This window comes from Chitinophaga sp. 9-1-y (assembly GCF_059511905.2).
Window position 1 is genome coordinate 2674050 of sequence record NZ_CM197955.1, and the last position, 22201, is coordinate 2696250.

Genomic DNA, 22201 nt, shown 5'->3' on the forward strand with positions numbered 1-22201 from the left:
TTGATGGTTTAAAGGCTCAAATCCAATCCCAGCGTGAACTTTTTAGGAATGGGATAACCACTGCCGCTATATACGCCGAACGCATCTACCTGTTCAGGATCAGGAATGTTTCTGGATTGTTTAAAGAGATAAAGATTATCTGCCAGTGCGTATATCCGTAAACGTTTGAAATGCAGTTTGTCTAATACACCCTGGTTAAAGGAGTAGGAGAGCGACACATTTTTTACGCGGAAATAGGCGCCACTTTCTATCCAGGCAGAAGTCACCATGGCATATTTATAGTGGGTGCCGGATACGGAGCTCAGCATCGGGTAGTCTGCCTGGTCGCCCGGATTTCTCCAGTAATTGATGTTGCTCAGGTCAGGGAAGGCATGTGTGGAAATAGAATGATATGGATCCGGATTACCGTCGTCAGTAGGGATCAGTTGCGATAATTTACCGGCGAGGTAGTCGTTGAATATTTTTCTGCCTGCGGTAAAGGTGCAGAATACATACAAACTAAAGCCTTTGTAGCTAAAGGTGTTACCGAAACCGCCTGTTACTTTGGGGTTCGGATTACCGGCAGGTACGTAATCGGTGGCATCGAGGATGCCATCGCCATTGGAATCCTGCCAGATAGGATCACCTCCTTTGAAGGGATAGCCGTAGAAGCTGAGTGGCTGCCCGGTTACTTTGTTAACTGGTACATCTGCATCAGTGGCATAGATGCCTGTTTTGCGGAAGACGTTATAAGAGTTCAGTGGATGTCCCTGGCGGAGCAGGTATTTGTCGAGATAAATATCACGCCCACCGTTCGGGAGTGAAGTAATAATGTTATCGTTATGTGCCAGGTTTAATAAGGCCTGCCACTGGAATTTGGAAGATGGTTGTAGTACGTTGGCAATCAGCTGCAGTTCTATCCCTGTGTTGCGGATACCTATGGCGTTGGCCGTGAGAATGGAATAGCCGGTCGTCACCGGTACATTCAGGTTAAAGATACCGCCATTGGTTTTCTTTACATAGGCATCTGCTACCACGTTGAACCGGCCGTTATACAGGCTCACGTCCAGGCCCAGGTTGGTTTGTGCGTTCTTCTCCCAGCTCAGGTTATTATTGGTTAATCCTTTATCGAAGTTGAGGGCTACAGATGGAATGCCGTTGTAACCAAATGCGTAGTTGTTGCCCGTAGCAGGATTGGTACTACCGGGGAAGCCACCGGCGCCAATGTTATAGGTATTATAGGAGAGGTAGTTATCGCCACCATCGGGTTGGCGACCAGTAATACCGTAGCTGGCGCGTAGTTTCAGCATCGTGAGCCAGTTAGCGGCTGATTTCAGCGCGGGTTCATCACTGATGATCCATCCGGCAGACACAGAAGGGAAATATCCCCAGCGATTATTTCTACCAAAACGGGAAGAGGCATCTGCGGTGATAACACCGGATAACAGGTAGCGTTCTTTATAGCTGTAGTTGGCTCTCAGGAAAAGGGATTGGATACCACTCTGCAGTAAGTCGGAGCGGGTATCTGCGAGGTCTTTGTTCAGTACAGTTACGGTATGGATCTGATCATTCGGAATGCCGATGGCAGTAGCGTAGGTAGCGCGATATTCCCAGAACTCTGTGTTCTGTCCGGCAAGCAGGTTGATGGTATTGTTTTTACCCACATTGGTCGTGTACTGGATGGTATTGCTCATTAAGTAGTTATTGGATTTATCGGTGAAGCTGGTGGCCACACCGGTACCATCTCTTCTGGCAATGCCGGGCGTATAAGTATCCATCCGGCTATTGGTTTGTGTAAAGGAGATGACGGTAGAGAAATTGAATTTCTTTGAAATCCGCCAGTCAATTACGGGACTGATAGAGAGGTTATCGTTGGTATTTTGATCGGTGGCGCCGCTGCCGCTGCCGAAAATAAAGTCACGGGATGCATCGGTCATATACATCAGTGAGGTGGGCAGGGGACTGGAGGCATAATAGCCACCATTGAATGCGCCGAAGCCGCCGGACAGGTCGCTGATAGAGCGGGGCCGGTCGAGTTTGGAGTAGCGGATCTGGGTAGAGATTTTTACATTGGAAGAAAGATTCAGGCCGGTGCTGCTGCTAAAGCTGTAGCGTTTTAAGCCGGACTTTCTCACGATGCCTTGTTCGTCGTAATAGTTGAGACCATAGCGATAATTAACCAGGTCGTTGCCACCGGAAATGGATACATCGTAGTTATCAACGCGGCCGGTGCGATACATGCCACCCTGGTAATCGTTCGCATTGTTGAAGGCGGGATTGAGGCTGTCTGTCAGTATTTGCGGCAGGTTCTGGAGGTTGCCCCAGTTGCCGTAATGTTTGATCAGGTCCAGTTTGGCCCTGCGTTCTTCCGCGCCGATCACTACTTTATCGAGTTGTGGTTTTTCTGTGAATCCGTGATAGGTGGCAAAATCTACTCTGGGTTTGCCGGAGATGCCTCTTTTTGTTTTAATGATGATCACGCCGCCTGCGCCTCTTGATCCATAGATGGCGGCTGCGGATGCATCTTTCAGGATATCTATGCTTTGAATATCATTGATGGCGATACCGGCCATGACATCCGTGTTGGTGCCGGTACCGTAGTTGATGGCGGCAATGTCTTCTGTGGTTTGCGGTACCCCGTCAATTACATAGAGGGGGCCGCTCAATGCGCGGGCCAGGCTGGCTTTCCCGGCCGGATCGGCGGGGTTGCTGTTGATGTTGCGGCTTACGGCGGTGTTTCCACGCATGACCACATTACTTCTTACCCCGGGTTCGCCGGAATAGTTTTGTACATCCAGTCCGGGGGCGCGACCCTGCAATAATGCATCAAAGGTAGGGGTGGGGACGTCCAGCAGGGTTTTAGGATTGATAGAAGTAACCGCGGCAGTCACCGTTTTGCGGGAGGCTTCCTGGTAGCCGATGATCACCACATCTTTCAACGCTTTTCTATCTACCGGTAAAGTAATGTTCAGGTGTGCATTACTTTCTTTTACGGTGACGGAATGCGGCAGGTAACCTACAATGCTGAAGGTGAGCAGTGTGCCTGGGTTTACTTTCAGGGAATAGCTACCATCCGCATTGGAGATAGTGCCTGATTTGGCATCTGAAACACTGATGGATACGCCTGGCAGGGGATTTCCGTCGGATCCGTCCCGTACAAAGCCAGCTACCGTGATTTTTGTCGTGGCAGGATTTACCTGCGCGATGCCGGGTAGGGAAAAGAGGGCCAGACAGAACGTTAATAACATAGCAGTACAGCGATGGCTGTATCGTGTAAAATTAACAGTCATGTAAATGAATTTGAAGCTTATGAAATGATACTGGAATACTGAATAGCCAGTTTGTTAAAATGACATTGGTTGACGTCTTATACGCTGATACTAACTCTTGACACGCTACGCGTTTTGTTGGTCAAATGACGATTGATTGATACGCTTTTATTGGTTGCTAAATCGATTTTTTAATAAGATCACAGGTTCCGAATAAGGCAATGAAGTTAGTATGAAGCAGAAATAGAACTTGTTAATGAAATTTAAAAGATTGTAAACAATATTAAATGCGGGGCGGGGATAGTAGGTGATAATGTATGATGTAAATATATTATATTTACATGTCGAAAGAACTTATTAACCGAAAGGATACCTATGAAAAAATGCTACTCCCTATTATGGGTGCTGTGTACTTTTGTGTTTACCGGCGCCTTTGCACAACAAGCGGTGGTGAATCCGGGCACACGCGCCAAAGCAGCCATCCAGTTTACCAAACTATTAAACGAAGCGGCTACGGTGTATCCGCCACAGTTATCTTATCTCACAGAATCGGGTGCAAAAATTGAATCTGCCTTTCGTATCAGCGAAGATGGGATTTTATCTGTTACTTTCCGCTACCCGGTAGAAAACAGTTATACGTTGTATCGGCTCACGGCTCCGGTGAGTGCCATTAAAGCGGTATTCTACGATTATTACATCGGGTTGGAATTCAATAGCGAGGTGGTAAAAATTGCGGAGAGTGAAAAGGGCAGCAGGGAATTAAAAGAAAACAATACGTTATCAATGTTCCACATTGCCAAACCTGGTGACGGCCCACAGGGAGAGCGCCTGAGAGTGCGGATGGAAGAGGCGTTGCAGGCGTTCAGGGAAAGTTATAAGTAAAGCAGAAAGCTATTTTCGCGGATGATCGAAGCGGATATTGTCTTTTCCAGGATTAAACTGATTAGACTGATTTTTTATTTTGATTTTCCGGATTAAGAAAGATGGGAGACAGAAGCAGGTATTGTACTGCTTTCATCTCCCATTATCTTTTTAAATCTTTAAAATATTATCGTAAAAATCAGTCTAATCAGTTTAATCCTGAAAAAGACAGTCTTCGCTTTATCCCACCTGTGCTTCCGGCAATTCTTTGCTGATATAGCCAATGAATGTCCAGATTTCCAGTACTTCATCGATATTTATAATTGCGGTTTCATAGTTGCTGTTCAGGGAATGCAGTGCGAGGGTGCCGTTCTGTTTAATATGATTCCCTACAACTTTGAAAACGATTTCTTCTTCTCCACCTTTCAGGATCAGGACGCAGGCGGTATTATTTTTCAGATGCGACCAATCCTGTAGGTATTGCGCAATGATATGGCTACCATCGGGGATGGGGGCCATAGAGTCGCCGCTGATAGGAAACATGCGGATAGTTTTACCCCTGGGGAGTTCCGGCAGGGTAAATTTCGGCAGGGCGGCAATGAAGCCGGGATCGCTGAACCCGTTGCGGTAGCCCGCTTTGGCGCGTGCGGGTACATATTCCATGTTTTCTTCATTGCTGTTATCTACCGTGATAGGAAGAATGCGTATATGCCTTCCTGAGAGATCCACCTGTTTGCCTGCTTCCAGTTCTTCCAGTTGAGCTTCCGGAATTTGTGAGAGGTCTGTTTTAACCAGGAGGTCGATATCGATTTTAAAAAAAGTGGAAATCAATACCAGGTCGTCCATACGTGGATTGCGTGTTTTGCCGCTTTCCTGCGCAGTGATCTTGTTCCGGTTCAGTCCCAGTAAATCAGATAGGTGCTGTTGTGAGATCTTCTTTCGTGTCCGTAATAATTTCAGATTAGCGGCCCAGAAAAGGGGCTGTTTGTCCATGCCTTATATATTTATAATATATTATATTTATAATTAACAAAGGCAAATGTATAGATTTTTACGGATTCTGGGGAAGTAAAAGACTACTGAGTTGTTGGGACAGCGCGGACCCATGCAGGTCTTTATTAATAATCATACCGGTGGAATCGATCAGGTAGTTCTGGGGAAGGACTTTAACCCCATAGGCTTTGGCCGCGTCGTTCCTGTCCCTGGTAGGATCGGAGAGGTTGGTCCAGGTGAGGCTGTCTTCCTCGATCGCTTTTAGCAGGTAAGGCCGGTCTGCTGGTGGGTCTACTGCGATACTGATCACCGTAAAGTTTTTATCTTTAAACTCCCGGTAGGCTTCCCGTATGTAAGTATGTGCATTGCGGGAGGCTGTGAACCAGGAACCCCAGAAGTCGAGCAGTACGGTTTTGCCTTTAAAGTCGGAAAGCCGAACGGGGTTACCATCCATATCGGGGACTTCAAAATCGGGAGCCGGCGAACCTATGGCCAGTTTACGGACCTGGGCAATTTCTGCCTGGAATGCTTTGCCTTCTGCGCTATTGCGTATGGCCGGGATCAATTGTTGAAAGAGCGGTTCAATCTGATCAGGGTCCATTTGAATACCGGCAACTTCTTTCAGGGCTGTCAGACTGAGGAAGGAGCCGGGGTGTTCGGTGATAAATTTATATTGGATCATTCTTCTGGCCTCCCAGGCCACGGAATACCGTTGCGTGAGCTTTTGTGCAAATACGGCGTCCTCGCGATCACTGGCAGAGGCCCGGGCAAGGTCCTTATCGATTTGGGCAATGGATTGGTCAATGTTCTTCAGGGCTTCTTCATAATCCTTATTTTGTTCATTGATAGGGGAAATAATCCTGGCTTTGTGGACATACTGTTTGGTTTCCAGTTTGGTCTCGCCTTTTTCCAGGTAGAAAATTCTGGAATCAGTACCATCGGGAAGACGCATCAGGTCGATGCTACCACCGGTAGTACAGAAGATCAGCATGGCCTTTACGGGCCCATCTACCATGCCTGTAATGCGAAACTCCCCATTTTGCGCATCCGTGGAATCTACTATCAGTTTGTCGTTCGAGGCCTGGGTAAGGTAAACTCGCAATGGGCCGCTTTGTTTTGCTACTTTTCCTTTCAGCATAAAGCTTGCGGGCTGTGCCTTAACAAGGCAAGGCCAACACAACAGGGCTAAAAATGTTATTTTTTTCATAAGAATCACATGTACAACCGAATCTATAAACTAAATTCATTCAATTCGTATACAGAAGTAATTGTTAAGCAGTAATAACAAAAAATATATGAACAATAGCAAGTCGCCACATATCCTGAATACGTCTACCAACCTGTTGGGTTTTTGCCTGATTGTACTTACTTCTATCAAAGTGGCCCGTTTTAATCACGCTACCATTATTGACGATTGCACCGGTATCGCCGCCATTTTGTTGATGGCCAGCTGCCTGCTGTCATTTTTATCGCTGAAGAACAGGCACAACAGGCGAAGCGAAAAACTGGAGCTGGTAGCGGACTATACCTTCCTCATTGCCTTAATTTGCGTAAGCATTACCATCGTTTTTGTGTCCTTTAATATACTGACCTGATTAGGGAGCAGAAAGGGGAAAGCATAAAGCAAAAAGCTATTAAAGCGATTGACCAGTTAAATACCCACTTATATCAATCGCTTTAATAGCTTTTTGCTTTATGCTTTCCCCTTTCTGCCTGACAGTGTTGTTTTTCTAAATCCTTTTTTCTATTATTGCTACTGTAAGAGGGCCAACCCGGTTATACCTTTTTAATTAGCAACCAGATCAATCAGGAAAAAATATTCTTTTTTTTTGTCCATTTAGCAAAAACGTTTTAGCATAGACATGAGCATGGATGAGATTCGTGAATGGCAAATGCAGATTGCGCGTTATGATGATGAGCAGGCTTTCTCCCGCCTGTTCCGGCATTTGTATGACCGGCTGCTGCATTTTTGTATCCGGTATGTACATGTCAGGGAAGCGGCCGAAGAAATTGTATCAGACGTTTTTGTGAAACTGTGGAACCGCCGTGCAGAGCTGGAGCAGGTAGTGAACCTGGAAGTCTATCTCTTTGTTGCCGTAAAAAATCATTCTCTCAATTACCTCGAACAATATTCCCATCTGCGTATTGTACCGCTTACCGGTTCCGATACTGCCGACCTGCGCAATAGCGTAGACCTGGAGCGCGACCTCGAATGGAAAGAGATGCGCTTTAAAATGGACCAGCTGGTGGCCGCCTTACCGGCACAGTGCCGCCGCGTGTTCCAGCTGATCAAAGAAGATGGCTTTAAATATAAAGAAGTAGCCGAAATCCTGAGCATCTCTCCAAGAACGGTAGAAACCCAGCTTTTCCGGGCCATGCGCCGCCTTAATGAAGGATTAGGCGCCATCGGCAAAAGCAAAGAAATATTACCCCCTTTATTAATACTCCTGGCTTTGTCGTTCCCCGGCTTTTGCTGATGCGTATTTTGTCTTGGGACAGGATTATGCTGATTATACTGATTTTTAGTATTGATATTGAGGATTTAGAAAGAAGGGAAGCAGATCGATGAGGTTTTGCTATTCATCATCTATTTTCCATCTTTCCAAATTCTCAAAATGTAATCAGTATAATCAGTATAATCCTGTCCCAAGACAAAATTAATATTGAGGATTTAGAAAGAAGGGAAGCAGATCGATGAGGTTTTGCTATTCATCATCTATTTTCCATCTTTCCAAATTCTCAAAATGTAATCAGTATAATCAGCATAATCCTGTCCCAAGACAAAAAAAATATTTCCCCTCCCTGTAAGTAATTCCCCGTTTGTTACCTGTCCTTCTCTCTGAACACGATTCCATTTTATGATAAACGAAGAACATTTCGTCTTACTGGTGACACGTAAACTGGCCGGGGAAGCCACTCCGGCAGAGTTGTCGGAATTAAAGGCCCTGCTCGAACAATACCCGGTACTGAAGGAGCGGTACGCACACCTGCATCATTATTTCGAAGATCCGTTGCAGCAGGCTGCCGAAAATACGGAACAGGCCCTGCAGCGCACGCTGGCAAAAATAAAATCCCAATCAACGGACCTGCCATCTCCCCCTGTAAAAATTAAAAAGATACATACCTGGCGATGGGCAGCAGCAGCGGCAGTATTAATGCTGGGCGGCGCCTTTTACTTATTCAACAAAGGCCAGCGCTCCCCGGAAGCCACACGTCAGCAATGGGTGAAACGCAGCAATGGCAAAGCTACCCGCTCTTTTATAGAGCTGGCCGACGGCAGTAAAATATGGCTGAATGCGGAAAGCGTACTCACCTATCCAGAGAAATTTAAGGGTAACAGCCGGGAAATTTTCCTGGAAGGAGAAGCCTTTTTTGATGTAGCCACCAATGCCAAACGCCCTTTTATTGTACACCTGAAGAAAGGGACGATTAAAGTACTGGGCACCTCTTTCAATATCCGCGCCTATGAAAACGAACCCGTGCAAACAGCCGTGGTAACCGGAAAGGTGGCCTTTATTCCCAGGTACGAAGAAGCAAAGAAAATCAGTGATACCATCCTGATTACGCCAGATGTAAAAGTCAGCTTTACAGCCAGCAGCGGTACACTCATCAAAGGCAATACCATCGGCGCGGAAGATAAAGCCTGGACAGAAGGACGCCTGATTTTCCGGAATGCCACCCTCGAAGAAATCGGCGCCAGCCTGGAACGAAACTTTAATAAACGGGTAGAATTTGAAGCCAACGCACCAAAACAATATCGCCTGACCGGCTCTTTCCACAACAATTCACTGGAAGATATCATGTACTACCTGAACAAGTCAAAAGCATTCCACTATCGCATCACAGATTCAACATTGGTCATAGGAGAATAATATAAAGCCAACATTACCATTTAATCATTTTTAATCACCACTACGTTATGAGAAAGGAACTATACAAGCCTTCTTTTCGTCCACCTTTCGGGTCGCTGATCGTCTGCTTATCGTTGCTAAGCGTGCTGGATCTGCATGCACAGGTAGCCTACGCAGCAGGTACGCGTCGGCAGGTACAGCATGAGCCGGCGAAGATGAAGGAAAGATCGCCTTCCGGCAACTACCTGGTTAGCCTGCAGGTAGAAAATGCAAGCCTGGCGCAAGTGCTGGAGAAAATTGAAGCACAAACCTCCCTCGTTTTTGTATATGCCAATGACGACATCAAAGCCACGCAGAAAATATCCCTGAACGTAAAAGATAATAAACTGGACGATGTATTACAGATGATCCTCCTGCCAAGAGAAATCAACTACGAATTCATTGCCAACAAAATCATTCTGAAACGTGGAGGCGTTACCGTTACCAGCGATCAGCAACAGGAAGTTATCATCACCGGCCGCGTAGTGGATAACAATGGACAACCCATTCCCGGCGCTAACATTCGCCTGAAAGGACAAACCATTGGCGCCGTTACCACCGCCGATGGCAGCTATTCCCTGAAAATCCCTGCCACCGCGGCCAACGGCGTATTGATATTTTCCTCTATCGGGTATATATCTTCAGAAATAAATATCTCCGGCAGAACAAATATTGTCACAATGCTCAACGTAGATTCCAAAGATCTCGGTGAGGTAGTGATAACGGCCTACGGCCAGCAGAAAAAAGGGCAGGTAACCGCTGCCATCAGCACGGTTAATTCGAAAGATATTACCAGCCGCCCTGCGGTCAACATGTTCCAGGCCCTGCAAGGCCAGGCGCCCAACCTGATCATGCAACAAGCTACCGCCGAACCCGGCGCCGGCATGGTGATGAATATTCGCGGAGTGGGTAGCTTAACCGGCAACGCTCCACTGGTAATCATCGATGGTATACAAGCCGGTACGGCGGGTTTACAAAACCTCAACCCTTACGATGTAGAAACCATCTCCGTATTGAAAGACGCCGCTTCCGCCGCTATTTATGGCTCGCAGGCGGCTAATGGTGTGATCTACATTACCACCAAAAGAGGAAAAAAAGATGAACGCCCCTCTGTACAGTATAACGGCATGTATGGCTGGCAAACGCCTACCACCTTACCCCGTAACGTAGAAGCCTGGCAGTATATGACACTGAAAAATGAAGCGTTGGTGAACTCCGGCAAAACACCACAATTCACACCGGAAAACATCCAGTACTGGCACGACCGCGGCTCGGAACCTGCCATGTTACATGAAATGCTCCGCCAATACACGCCTCAGCAAAATCATAGCCTGAGCTTAACCGGTGGCGGCAAAAGCAGCAGCTACCTGTTTTCCGTTGGCTACCTGGATCAGGGCAACATGCTGCAGAATAAATATGTACCACAGGATTTCTACTACAAAAGATATAATGCCCGTTTAAACGTATCCGTAGACGTTAGTAAGTACGTAAAGGTAAATGCCAATGCAGCGTACACCCGTTCTATGTACCGTACACAGCAGGCGGATATTGGGTTGCTGATGCGCGACGCCATGCGTGTACCCCGTACCAATGCCGTGAAAGACACATTGGGCAACTGGGTGGTACCAAGCCTTACCAGCAACAGTATGATTGCCCTGCTGGCAGACGGTGGCTTTAACTTAAGAACTATCGATAACCTGATGGGCGGCCTGGATGTGGTGATCACCCCGGTGAATCACTTCAGGATTAACCTGAACGCTTCCGGCGTGTATAATATCAACAACCTGAATGCCCGCACCAATAAATTCACGTACGCACCTTACTATACCACCGCTACACCACCACAGTATAACCAGTTGCAGCAGGATGAATACAAAGACCTGACCACTAACGTATACGCTACTGCGGAGTATGAAAATACCTTTGGTAAACATTACGTGAAAGGGCAGGTAGGCGTGCGCAGTGATGCGGTGGATGAAGGCTATGGCTTCCGTGCCACCCGTTATGGTACTACTAACCTGGATCCCAGCTGGGGCATAGGCGGTGGTTACATTCCGAAACCGGATGGTACCTATGATTACAAAGACATCGGTACTTACAATGATTTAGCCAACCCGAATCTCTATGCATTGAATTCCCTGTTCGGGCGCTTCAACTATTCGTATAGTGATAAATACCTGGCGGAAATCACCTGGCGTTATGACGGCTCATCCAAGCTGGCTCCGGGCCATCGCTGGCAGTTCTTCCCGGCTTTTTCCCTGGGTTGGAGAATTACGGAAGAAGCCTTTATGCAGGACGTAAAAGAGAAGATCGGTAATTTTAAACTGCGTTATTCCTGGGGACAGGTGGGTAACTCTAACATCGGCGGATTTAACTATCTGTCCAGGGTATCTATCAATAACGCCAACTATTCTTTCAACAACTCTATTGCCCCCGGCAACACGTTCTCTACCTTCAACAACCTGCTACAGTGGGAAATTTCCACCATGGGCAACTATGGCATCGACGCAGATTTCTTCAGGGGTAAGTTAACCGCATCTTTCGATTATTTTAATAAGATGACCGATGGTATTTACCTGTTCCAGACAGTACCCGGAACGGCAGGAACAGCTGCGCCACTGGAAAACGTGGGTAAGGTAAACAATAAGGGCTGGGAGCTGGCCCTGGCGTATCATGCCACCACCGGTGCTTTCCACCATACCTTTGGCTTTAACATCGCCGATAACCTGAACAAGGTGATTAAATTCGGACAGGAGTCTGTTCGTGGATCGGATGTAACGTTTATCATCAAAGAAGGATACCCGATTGCCTCTTACTACGGCTACAAATCCAATGGCCTGTACCAGAACCTGGACGATATCAAGAATGCACCGAAGGTGCCATTTGCCTATAACCAACAGGTAATGCCGGGCGATATTAAATACATTGACCGTAACAAAGATGGGGTGATCGATGAAAACGACCGTTACATCTTCGGTAATCCTTTCCCACGCTATACTTTCGGGTTTACTTATAATGTAAGCTGGAGAAACTTTGACCTCACCATGTTCTGGCAGGGGGTGGGCAAACGCACCCAGTTTATGCGCGGCGATATTGTGGAAGCATTCCACAACAACGAAGACCACGCCATGGTGCAACACCTGGACCGCTGGACACCTACCAATCCCGGCGCTTCCTATCCGCGTTTGACCATCGGTGCAGCGGATGCCAACAACTTCGCGTATTCCGACTACTGGTTGTTTGATACGAAGTACCTGCGACTAAAAAATTTCCAGGTAGGCTATAATCTGCCGGCGTCTTTATTGAAGAGGGCCAATATGCAGGGCGTAAGGATATACTTTACCAGTCAGAACCTGATCACGATTATGCCGAAACGATTCCGTCAACTTGGCGTAGATCCTGAGTTTACACAGTTCGACGACAAGCTGGGTATGAATAATTACAATGCCATTGCCGGCCGTAATTATCCGAATGCCGCCACCTTCGCCTTTGGTTTGGATATAAAGTTTTGATGCCTAAACAATCAATGTTATGAAGAAAATATTTTTATCAATATTAGTAGCCGCGGGATTGTTTGGCTGTCGTAAGCTGGATCAGCCCATCACGCGGGAGTTTACCGAAACCGCTTATTGGCGTGATTCACAGGATGCCCTCGATGCACTCACGGCCTGTTACGAGCATTTATCGAAAGATGATTATTTCTTTGGAGATGAAGCCCTCAGTGATAATGCTTATAACAGCGGCGGCGGTTTACTGAATGTAAACGCCATCGCCAACGGTGGCTACGACGGCGCCAATGGCCGCGTAGTAGACACCTGGCCTTATTATTATACTACCATTCGTCGTTGTAATACGGTGACCACCAACATCGATCGCGTACCCAATATGGATGCGGCATTAAAACGCCGTATCCTGGCAGAGGCGCGTTTCATCCGTGCCTATGCTTACTTTCAGCTGACGGCCTGGTACGGTGATGTACCTTTTTATACAGACCTGATTACCATTGAGCAGTCGCGCACCATTGCCCGCACCGATAAAAATACCATTCAGCAGTTTGTGTTAACAGAGCTGGCAGATATCCAGAAGGATTTGCCTGTTAATACGCAGCAGGCGCAGAGTGATCGTGGCCGTGTTACCCGTGGCGCCGCTATTGCCCTGAGTGCCCGTGTACACTTGTTCCGCAGCGAATGGCAGGCAGTAGTCAATGATTGTGACCTGCTGATCAACAAAACAGATAATGGCAGCTATGCACTGTTTAACAACTACGCCAACCTGTTTACGGTAGCAAATGAATACAACAGTGAAGTGATCCTGGATCTGGAATATGGCGGCGCCAGAACGTACGACAAACAACGGCAGTTTATGCCGCAAACCATTGCCGCGCTGAGAAGCGTACTGGTACCAACGCAGGATCTCGTAAACGATTACATCATGACCAACGGTAAAGCCATTGGCGATGCAGGCTCGGGGTATGATGAGAATAATCCGTATGTCAACCGGGATCCGCGTTTTGAAGCCACCATCCTGCACGACGGCTCCAGGGTGACTGACTTCAGCGGGAATGTACAAACCATTTTGACGAAGCCCGGCTCTAACCCGTCTACCAACACCGTGGATGACCAGGGCGCATCACCTACCGGTTATTATTTCTATAAATATTATGACCGCGCTGCCACTAACTATGCTTCCGGCTTAAACCTGATCCTGATTCGTTATGCGGACGTATTACTGATGTATGCGGAGGCAAAGAATGAGTTGGGGCAGATGACATCCGCAGTATGGAATCAAACCATCCAGCCGTTGCGCAATCGCGCCGGATTTACAGACCCGGGCGCCACCCAGTTTAATGCGGCCCTGAACCAGTCGCAGCTGCAAACCGTGATCCGCCGCGAAAGACGCGCAGAATTTGCATTTGAAGGATTACGCATACTGGACATCCGTCGCTGGAAAACAGCCGATGTTGTGATGAACAGACCCGTGAGAGGTATTAAGGTTACTTCAGGTGCTTTCAACAAAGACCCTAACGGCTATATCATTGTAGAAAACAGGTTGTTTACCAATCCGAAACACTACCTGTGGCCTATACCGACCATTGAACGCGATCAGAACAAAAATCTTTCACAAAACCAAGATTGGTAATCCTTCCACCTAAAACTGTAATAACATGCAAAAATATTTCATGATCCTGCTGAGTGTGATATTGTTTAGCTGTAAGAAAGACTATACACTCAATACCAATATACAACCCGTAGCGAAGCTCACCGCGCCGCTCGATAATAAATACATCAAGCTGCAACCGGCTACCAGCGCCACCCTTAGCTTCGAATGGGACCAGGCCCGCGCAGAAGATGGTTCACTGGTGATTTATGAAGTGGCCTTTGATAAAGAGAATGGCGACTTTTCCAATCCTGTTGCCAAATACGCTTCTGATGGCGGTGGCGTACAGAACAGGCTGACCTTATCTCATAAAGACCTGAACAGTATTGCCGGTAAAGCGGGCATCGCTTCCCTGGCCACCGGTAAACTGAAATGGACCGTGCTGGCTGCTAAAGGATATAACATCCAGAAAGCGGCAGAAACCAAAACCATTGAAGTAGAAAGACCCAATGGCTTTGCTGAAATTCCTACAGATGTATTCCTCACCGGCGACGCTACAGAAGCCGGCGCTGACCTGTCGAAAGCGCTGAAGCTGAAATCCACCGCGCCGGGGGTATATGAAATTTATACGTCTCTCAAAAATGGCAAATATCATTTCACCAACCGGAATACAGGCGCTCCCAGTACTTATTCTATAGCCGGAACAGCAGTGAAAGAAGGGGGAGAGGGTGAACAAACCACCGGTACAAAAGTATACCGTTTGCGCCTGGACTTCAACAACGCCGCCGCTTCTGTTACCGAAGTAACTACCATCGGACTCTGGTTTGCGCCACTGAATAAGTTCTTATTTGAAATTAATTATGCAGGCAATGGTACCTGGAGTATCAAAAATCAGCTGATTACCTTCAAGCAGGAATCATGGGGACGGGATGAGCGTTATAAATTCCGTTTAGCCGTGAAAGATAGTGGTGGTACTGTGGGAGAAGAATGGTTTGGTAGCATCAACAGCGATAACAACCGTCCTACGGCTACCACGCCGCTGAGCTTCTGGGAACTGAAGCCTATTGCGGGGAACGACCAGTGGGGGTATTGCTATAAGTTTGCCACCGAAGCAGATAACAAGAACTGCGACATCAATGTATACTTCACCACAGACAAGAATTACACGCACGAAATAATCGTCAAATAATTAGCTATGAAGATAGTACGGTATTCACTATTAATAGGAGCCCTGGCCTTCACTGCCTGTTTAAAAGAACCGGTAGATGACGGCCCGGGTCCGGGCGCCGGTAAAGCGCGTTATATTTATAACTGGCCCCAGATCGCTGATTCGTCTACACAGGGTCTGCTCAATAATTTCTGGAACCAGGAGAAGTATTTTAACCAGAACAGCAACGGTGGTACTACTTTTAACTACTGGCCCAACGCCCATGCCCTGGATGTGCTTACGGATGCGTATATACGTAAAAGTGACCCTGCTATCAAATCCCGCATGGACGACCTGCTGGCAGGAATGAAAGTGAAGAATGGCGGCACTTATATCAACTACTTCTATGATGATATGGAGTGGATGAACCTGGCCTGCCTGCGTGCTTTTGAAGCCACCGGAGATACCCGTTACAAAGACGTAGCCACGTTGCTGTGGAATGATATCAAAGGTGGATGGGACGATGTGTGGGGTGGAGGTATTCACTGGAATAAAGACAAAGCGAAGAATTATAAGAACACACCCGCTAATGCGCCGGCCTGTATTATTGCCTGTCGCATGTACGGCATTACACAAAATCCGGACGATATCGCCTGGGCAAAGAAAATATACGATTGGCAGAAAGCCACGCTGGTTGACCCGGTGAGTGGCCTTGTATGGGATGGTATTAACCAGGATGGCAGCGGCCAGGTGACTAAAAACTGGAACTTCACCTATAACCAGGGTGTGTTTATTGGCGCGGGTGTGGAGTTGTATAAGCTCACTGGTCAGAACAGCTATCTTAACGACGCGTTAAAAACAGCCAACAACGCGCTGGGAGGTGGTTTTACCAATGCCAATATCCTGAAAGATGAAGGCGCCGGCGATGGCGGCTTGTTTAAAGGGGTGCTGGTGCGTTATCTGATGTTATTGATTACAGACGGTAGTTTGAGTAGTACTGATGCCGCGAAATACGCCAACTTCCTGCAGTTGAATGCGGAAACGTTGTGGGGGAAGGGTACTACCCGTCCGCAGGTGCTCTTTAATACAGACTGGACCAAAATGGCCGCCAACAGTGATCTGACAACACAGCTGAGCGGCGCCATGGTGATGGAAGCTGCCGCTAAGCTCAAAGATATGGGACTGATCAAATAAAGAAGCTTTTCGCAAGAATAGCAGGTAATGAATATTTAACGTTACAACGCTACAAAAAACAAGCCCGCACGTTTTCGTTGCGGGCTTTGTTTTGTGCGTATGTATGTCCATGAAAAGTTTGCTAGAATCTTGTTGCCAGTGCGATGCCCTGGTAGTTGTTCAGGGTGTTTTCGTCCATGAAAATCACTTTCCCGCTTTTCTGCAGTACGCTGTCGATGATATTCAGTGTAACGTCTTCCGCACCGGGTTGATCAGAGGAGATCACCGTCCCATCTTTAATGATACCATTGTGGAAGTAGGTGGTTTCCAGGTAGAGGGTATCTGCAGCGCCGGCTTCTGCGGCGCGGTAAATATCTCCCAGGTCTACCAGCAGGCGTTGTTTAGACTGTGCTGATTCGATGGCAGTCAGGTCGGTCTGTTGTTTGTTGGTCATGTATTGCTGCACCAACGGGAAGGTTACTTTCAGTATTTCGTGGCTGCTGGTATCATCGTAGCTGCCGGCGGCAGTGGCGATGACGATATTTTTGATATCCATTTGTTCCTGGTAGTAGGCAATACTTTTAGTGTCGCCCAGCAATACCAGTGGGAGTGGATTTTCCTGGTAATATTTTTTGAACTGTTTGTCGGCCACATTGAAATATTCCTTCAGGAGGTCATCTACGATGGAGTCCTGTTGCAATTTCATGGGGTCTTTGGTGTAATACTCGTTGGCAAAGGGGAAGTCGTCGTTTTGTATCTCCCTTACCAAAGTATCGTTGTATGCTTCCAGCAGCCTGATTTTCTGGCGTGCGATGGTGAGGATGTAGTAATGTTTTTGTTGTTGCAATGCCTTCAGGAGGGGACGTACTTCAAAACGGTCGCCGATCACCACGCGGTCGGTGGTGGGGATGGGTAATCTCATTACTTTGACACCTTCAGGATTGGCGAAGATAGCGAGTGTGTCGAGGTTATAGCGGTGGTCAATTGTTGCCTCGGCTTCTTTTATTTTATCGAGCACGGGCCAAATTTCCCTTTTATCGAAAGCCTCGTACAGTTTTGTTTCTGTTTCAGCCACCAGTTTTTTCAGGTGGATGGGATCTTGCCTGTTATCGGGGTGTGTTCTATGGGTAGATAATAATATAGTGACTGCCGGAGCGCCCTGGTACTGAATTAAGGTGATTAATGCCTGTTCCATAAATTACAATTTTTAGTTTATAACAAACGGTTGAAAGTAATGTTTCAACGAGGGCATAAAGATACAGTGGAGAGAAGGGGTGGGGCCTGATGTATATCACCCGGAGAGCTGATTTTCATCAGTTCATGTTATTATTTTGCTGTAATATTACATAATTCCTTAATTTTATGATATTTGTTATTAATTTATCACCGGGAACTGCTGCGGCTGTTCTCTAATAAAACGAGAAGAAGAAACCTATTCCTATCCTATGAGGCTGATGATATTGCTGCTTTTTGCTTTCGTACCTTTGTCTGTTTGCGGGCAGACGGCGGCACCGGCGGCAGTAGCCAAAAAGGGGAACAGGGCAACGGAATTCCAGATGAAGGAGGGGAGTTACCTGAGTTTTGCGCAGGTAAACCTGAGTTTAGGGGAGATAGGGTTCCGGGTAGAAGTAGCTTCTGAGCATAAAAAGAGTAATGCCCGGCTCGAATTCCGGATCGACAAGCCCAAGGGGAAAATTATTGGCACGCTGGAAATACCTTATACCGGTGATAGTACTTACGCATTGAAATTAACAGGTAACCTGCGGCATGCAGAAGGCGTACATGATTTATACCTGGTGGCAAAGGGCGCCATGCCTTTTAGCATTACTTCCTTTGGTTTCATTTACAATTATTAGTATAGCCGTTTACGTTATTTCAATTTTTTTTTGGAGAAATGAAATAGGTGTGTATATTTGCAACCCCTGACACGATATCAGTTGCCCAGATGGCGAAATTGGTAGACGCACTGTGTTCAGGTCGCAGCGCCTGCAAGGGTGTGCTGGTTCGAATCCAGTTCTGGGCACTAAGAGCCTTACAAGTCATTGATTTGTAAGGCTTTTTTATTTTTGTGAGTGTCAAGTTTCCACGCTTTTTTTCACTATTGCTGACACACCAAATGACACAACAATTCACTGGTAACCTACCTGTATACAATCAGCGCAAATGTGTTAAAAAGATGCCGCGAAAAAAGGCTTTAATGGCCAAATTTGATCTGCCAAATGAGCCGTGATTTTGGCAGGTTTCCATTATACCGGAGAAATACCGCTTAACTATCATGATGGCTTTTCTTATAGCCCTTTCAGATGGCTTAACAATTAAACTGCCGGAGATGGTGATCCGTATGTTTATAAGCTAAATAGCCACTCTGTTCTTTTGTTACTTTCCCCACAAAGGCGTGTACAAATTCAGGATTTGAACAGTCCGCATGTTCTTTAATCAGGGATATCCAATGCTGTTTTTCAGCTGCTATATCGCCGTCAGTTACTTTAACTTTAATTTCTGGGATAGTAGGCAGGTTTTGTTTGATTGGGCTATCATCTCCAATTAGTTCTTTCAAAGCAATTTTACCAAACAAGCGGCCAAGTAACATCCGCTTAAATTTTTTCTTACCTAATAGCATTTCTTCATACAGGATACAATGTTTCAATACCTGGTAAATATTCATTTTGCCCCACTGAGCGGTGCTATTTTCATTAAGCGCATTGATCCTGGTAATCAGTTCATCTTTTGTTGTTTTGTCAAATATTGTTTTCATATCCTATAATTTAAAAAATGAGGTTGGTATAACCCGGGGTTTAAAAGATGCCCCTTAAGCAAGTTATGCGAGTGAAAATAGACGCTTACATGTGTTAGTTTGGGGGATCATCCTTTTTGCGTTTTATTTGTTTACACAAAGAACCGTTATGAATTAGCGTTTCACCTCTTCAAAATTGCTATTTTTAGCCAGACCGCTTTTTTAGCCCAAATAACCCCGGGATAAAGGTGAGTGGTGATTTTACATTTGTACGTTTATTTTTTGTGCTGCAGGAGGCATACTGAAGGAGCTATACCAATAATCCGCTTAAATAACCCGGTAAATGAGCTTAAGCTTTCCAAATCCTACGGCATAGCAAACCTTTGAAACAGGGGCATTAACTTTTAAAAGTTCTATTGCCATCTTTTAAGGCTGGTGGAAAGAATAATAATCCACTTGGTCTACTAGCTGAACTTACTGGCTATGTTGTGCAAAATCGGGAAGATGAATCGAACTTAATTATAAGAAAAATAGCAGTAACACTTCCTTTCATAGGCAAAAATAACATCAAAAGAAGTCAATCAATTGAAATCTTTATAATGAGAAGATCATTAATTTTAGTCCGACTTCTTTTTTTCGGACGGCGGGTGGGTGAAAAATGGCAAATCAAATTCCTTTTGTGTGAATAGTAATCATTATAAGTAATTAGGCGCTTTGTAATTCTTTTTTTGAAAACTATGTGGCAGCGCAAATCCGATGGTAATGACCTAAAGAGATCACACTTAAACGGTAGTAAGATAATTTTCCTTGAGATGAATATTAAAATAATTTCCTTGTCTATCCTGATCTGCAGCCTGCTCATCCCACAATCGTTGGCTGCACAAAGAAACCCGTTAGATGACTACAATGTGCGTTGGAATAGGCCAGGTATCAACTCACAAGGTTCTATGCCAATTGGAAATGGGGATATAGGTGCGAACCTATGGGTGGAATCAAACGGCGATCTGGCATTTTATATATCCAAGACTGATGCTTGGAGTGAAATAGGTCGCCTGCTGAAACTTGGTAAAGTTGTCATATCTATCACCCAGAATGGCTTCAATACAAAAACATTCTCCCAGGAAATGATTCTTAGGGATGGCGAAATACTTGTTAATTATGGCGATGCGAGGATACGCTTTTGGATTGACGCAAATCATCCCGTTATCCAGGCTGATATCGAAAGTAAAACTCCTGTTCAGATAAAAGTAACCTACGAAAACTGGAGAAGGGAAAAACGCCCTATCTTGGGCGAGGAGGGGAAATCTGTCTGGGGTATCGGCTCTACCCAGGTATCCAATGATTGTCCGAAAGCGATATACCAGGAAGCCGACAGCATTTTTAAAGGAGCATCTGATCGCATTCTCTCTGTACATCACAATACCTCGTCCATTTTTGAAAATAATTTGAAAGTGCAATCCCTTTTCGAATATAAGGATAAGATGACAGATCCGATTTTGCACCGGAACTATGGCTTAATGATAGCGGCCAAGGGGCTGACAAATATATCTGACACCGTAATGGTCAGTACAGCAGCAGCTAATCGCTTCCAGGTACAGGTATTTCCGCTGACTCAAACAGGTACTGTTGACAGTTGGGAACAAGCGATTCTAAAACAAGCCAGATCAATACAGTTAATAGATGTAAAAAATCGTATTACTGCGCATAAAGAATGGTGGCATAGCTTCTGGGGTCAGTCTTTTATCTTTATTTCGGCGCAAGATTCTATTGAAAATCGGAAAGCGCGGACCGTTACACAGGGATATATTTTACAACGATACATAAATGCTTGCTCCGGACGGGGGCATTCTCCCATTAAGTTTAACGGAAGCATTTTTACGGTAGATACTTACAGCCGGGATGGCCAATATAAGGGTTTTGATGCCGACTTTCGTCTGTGGGGAGGTTGCTATTGGTGGCAGAATACAAGACTACCCTATTGGAGCATGCTCTATTCGGGCGACTTTGCTATGATGCAGCCATTGTTCAAAATGTATTTAGACGCTCTACCCTTACGTGTAGCAGCAACAAAGCGGTATTACCATCATGATGGAGCATTTTTTCCGGAGACTATGAATTTCTGGGGAACATATGCCGATGGTGACTATGGTTGTGAAAGAAACAATCTGCCGGAAGGCTATACAAAAAACCCATATATCCGCTATTATTGGCAAGGTGGGTTGGAACTGTCGTTGTTGATGCTCGACTACTATTCTTTCACCGGAAGTTCTAAATTCGCAAAGGATACACTAATACCTCTGGCGTCGAACATTCTCCGATTCTATGATCTGCATTGGAAGAGGGGAAGTGATGGAAAAATTTTCTTTAACCCGGCTATGTCATTGGAAACTTTTCACACAGCTACCAACCCGCTGCCGGAAATTGTGGGGATTCGCACGGTGGCCGAAAATATGCTGAAGCTTCCCGCGCATCTGACCGGATCAGAAGACAGGGCAACGTGGATAAAACTCATCCGCGATTTACCGGCTATACCACTTCGAACAATAGCAGGTAAAACCATACTGGTACCAGCTCATGAATATAGCAACAAGGCTAATTCAGAAAATCCTGAACTATATGCGGTGTTCCCTTATCCGGTCTATGGCGTTGGCAGACCTGATTTGCAGGTAGCACTTGAAACATTTAACAATAGAGTGCATAAAGAAAATGGCGGTTGGCAACAGAACTCGATTCAGGCGGCATTACTTGGTTTGACAGCAGAGGCCAAGGATATGGTAGTACAAAGCTTTTCAAATTGGGATAAAGGCTTTCGTTTTCCAGCATTCTGGGGCCCTAACTACGACTGGACTCCCGATCAATGTCATGGAAATGTTGCAATGATTGCTCTTCAGCGGATGGTATTACAATGCGAAAACAAAAAAAATATACTTCTTCCTGCCTGGCCGAAAGAATGGGATGTACATTTTAAGCTGAATATTCCAGGCAATAAGCAAGTTGAGGGTACGTATAAGGACGGGAAGCTGAAAAGCAGAATATTATCTGCGCGAAAAGGCTAGTT

15 protein-coding genes and 1 tRNA gene are annotated in these 22201 nt (G+C 46.0%); 11 read left to right on the forward strand and 5 right to left on the reverse strand.

Annotated features, from left to right (window positions below; all coding sequences use genetic code 11):
- Positions 1 to 8 precede the first annotated feature (8 nt).
- On the reverse strand, positions 9 to 3269 hold the full coding sequence (locus tag AC5ZC7_RS10590; protein ID WP_496159328.1) for a SusC/RagA family TonB-linked outer membrane protein: 3261 nt from the start codon (positions 3267 to 3269) through the stop codon (positions 9 to 11).
- Between the two features lie 354 nt (positions 3270 to 3623).
- Between AC5ZC7_RS10590 and AC5ZC7_RS10595 the strand changes: the two genes are divergently transcribed.
- Positions 3624 to 4130, forward strand: coding sequence for a hypothetical protein (locus AC5ZC7_RS10595; RefSeq protein ID WP_496159326.1), 507 nt, complete (start codon positions 3624 to 3626; stop codon positions 4128 to 4130).
- A gap of 219 nt (positions 4131 to 4349) precedes the next feature.
- Here AC5ZC7_RS10595 and AC5ZC7_RS10600 read toward each other — a convergent pair whose 3' ends face one another.
- Together AC5ZC7_RS10600 and AC5ZC7_RS10605 are read right to left on the reverse strand one after the other, a co-directional pair.
- Positions 4350 to 5102: a S24 family peptidase gene (locus AC5ZC7_RS10600; protein ID WP_496159325.1), complete on the reverse strand. Its 753-nt coding sequence runs from the start codon at positions 5100 to 5102 to the stop codon at positions 4350 to 4352.
- A 58-nt stretch (positions 5103 to 5160) separates the two neighbouring features.
- Positions 5161 to 6204, reverse strand: coding sequence for a redoxin domain-containing protein (locus tag AC5ZC7_RS10605; RefSeq protein WP_511911494.1), 1044 nt, complete (start codon positions 6202 to 6204; stop codon positions 5161 to 5163).
- A gap of 193 nt (positions 6205 to 6397) precedes the next feature.
- Between AC5ZC7_RS10605 and AC5ZC7_RS10610 the strand changes: the two genes are divergently transcribed.
- The 7 genes from AC5ZC7_RS10610 to AC5ZC7_RS10640 all read left to right on the forward strand — a co-directional run bounded on the left by AC5ZC7_RS10610 (position 6398) and on the right by AC5ZC7_RS10640 (position 16430).
- Positions 6398 to 6697, forward strand: a complete 300-nt coding sequence (locus AC5ZC7_RS10610; protein WP_496159323.1) for a hypothetical protein — start codon at positions 6398 to 6400, stop codon at positions 6695 to 6697.
- Positions 6698 to 6964: 267 nt separating this feature from the next.
- The gene (locus AC5ZC7_RS10615) at positions 6965 to 7579 is read left to right on the forward strand and encodes an RNA polymerase sigma-70 factor (RefSeq protein WP_496159321.1); all 615 of its coding nucleotides are present in this window, start codon (positions 6965 to 6967) and stop codon (positions 7577 to 7579) included.
- 381 nt (positions 7580 to 7960) lie between these two features.
- A complete protein-coding gene (locus tag AC5ZC7_RS10620; protein ID WP_496159320.1) occupies positions 7961 to 8974 on the forward strand; it encodes a FecR domain-containing protein in 1014 nt (337 codons plus the stop codon).
- Between the two features lie 47 nt (positions 8975 to 9021).
- On the forward strand, positions 9022 to 12504 hold the full coding sequence (locus AC5ZC7_RS10625; RefSeq protein WP_496159319.1) for a SusC/RagA family TonB-linked outer membrane protein: 3483 nt from the start codon (positions 9022 to 9024) through the stop codon (positions 12502 to 12504).
- 19 nt (positions 12505 to 12523) lie between these two features.
- Positions 12524 to 14131, forward strand: coding sequence for a RagB/SusD family nutrient uptake outer membrane protein (locus AC5ZC7_RS10630; protein ID WP_496159318.1), 1608 nt, complete (start codon positions 12524 to 12526; stop codon positions 14129 to 14131).
- A 25-nt stretch (positions 14132 to 14156) separates the two neighbouring features.
- Positions 14157 to 15278, forward strand: a complete 1122-nt coding sequence (locus AC5ZC7_RS10635; RefSeq protein WP_496159317.1) for a SusE domain-containing protein — start codon at positions 14157 to 14159, stop codon at positions 15276 to 15278.
- A 6-nt stretch (positions 15279 to 15284) separates the two neighbouring features.
- On the forward strand, positions 15285 to 16430 hold the full coding sequence (locus AC5ZC7_RS10640; protein WP_496159316.1) for a glycoside hydrolase family 76 protein: 1146 nt from the start codon (positions 15285 to 15287) through the stop codon (positions 16428 to 16430).
- A 121-nt stretch (positions 16431 to 16551) separates the two neighbouring features.
- On the opposite strand, the gene AC5ZC7_RS10645 is transcribed toward AC5ZC7_RS10640, so the two are convergent.
- On the reverse strand, positions 16552 to 17604 hold the full coding sequence (locus tag AC5ZC7_RS10645; RefSeq protein ID WP_496159315.1) for an AOC03_06830 family ribosome hibernation factor: 1053 nt from the start codon (positions 17602 to 17604) through the stop codon (positions 16552 to 16554).
- Between the two features lie 250 nt (positions 17605 to 17854).
- On the opposite strand from AC5ZC7_RS10645, the gene AC5ZC7_RS10650 reads away from it, so the two are divergent.
- Both AC5ZC7_RS10650 and AC5ZC7_RS10655 read left to right on the forward strand, forming a co-directional pair.
- The gene (locus tag AC5ZC7_RS10650) at positions 17855 to 18265 is read left to right on the forward strand and encodes a carbohydrate-binding protein (RefSeq protein WP_496159313.1); all 411 of its coding nucleotides are present in this window, start codon (positions 17855 to 17857) and stop codon (positions 18263 to 18265) included.
- Between the two features lie 83 nt (positions 18266 to 18348).
- Positions 18349 to 18432, forward strand: a tRNA-Leu gene (locus AC5ZC7_RS10655).
- A 285-nt stretch (positions 18433 to 18717) separates the two neighbouring features.
- Here AC5ZC7_RS10655 and AC5ZC7_RS10660 read toward each other — a convergent pair.
- Positions 18718 to 19164: a DUF1569 domain-containing protein gene (locus AC5ZC7_RS10660; protein WP_496159312.1), complete on the reverse strand. Its 447-nt coding sequence runs from the start codon at positions 19162 to 19164 to the stop codon at positions 18718 to 18720.
- A gap of 791 nt (positions 19165 to 19955) precedes the next feature.
- Here AC5ZC7_RS10660 and AC5ZC7_RS10665 point away from each other — a divergent pair.
- The gene (locus tag AC5ZC7_RS10665) at positions 19956 to 22199 is read left to right on the forward strand and encodes a DUF5703 domain-containing protein (RefSeq protein WP_496159311.1); all 2244 of its coding nucleotides are present in this window, start codon (positions 19956 to 19958) and stop codon (positions 22197 to 22199) included.
- The last annotated feature ends 2 nt before the right edge of the window (positions 22200 to 22201 follow it).